The organism is Micromonospora sp. DT228, assembly GCF_049841595.1.
Lineage (GTDB): Bacteria > Actinomycetota > Actinomycetes > Mycobacteriales > Micromonosporaceae > Micromonospora.
Genome location: NZ_JBNCKO010000082.1, coordinates 1 through 309, shown reverse-complemented (window position 1 = coordinate 309; position 309 = coordinate 1). Strand labels below are relative to the sequence as shown.

At 65.4% G+C, this 309-nt stretch carries 1 protein-coding gene; it reads left to right on the top strand.

All coding sequences use genetic code 11. From position 1 onward, the window contains the following. Window positions 1-130: 130 nt before the first annotated feature. The coding region (locus tag ACLQ29_RS35515) for a transposase (protein WP_425775722.1) at window positions 131-309 on the top strand (179 nt) is incomplete at its 3' end.

Sequence of the window (309 nt, the reverse complement as noted above, 5' to 3'; positions counted from 1 at the left end):
CTAGGGGCTGTGTCGAAGTCGGCTGCAGGTGCCCGAGGGTGAGGAAGTTTCGGCGTGGCGGTGATCGATAAGTAGCGAGGTCTCCGGTAGATGGTTCATCGACGAAGAAGACCATCGGCACGGAGACCTCGTGGCTACTTTAGCGGTGACGAGGCGGCATGACCTGACCGACGTGCAGTGGGCGGCGCTGGAGCCGTTGCTGCCCGTGGGACGTAGGCCGGGTCGGCCGTCAGCGTGGACGAAACGGCAGCTCATTGATGGGATCAGGTGGCGGACCCGGGTCGGTGCGCCGTGGCGGGACATCCCGGA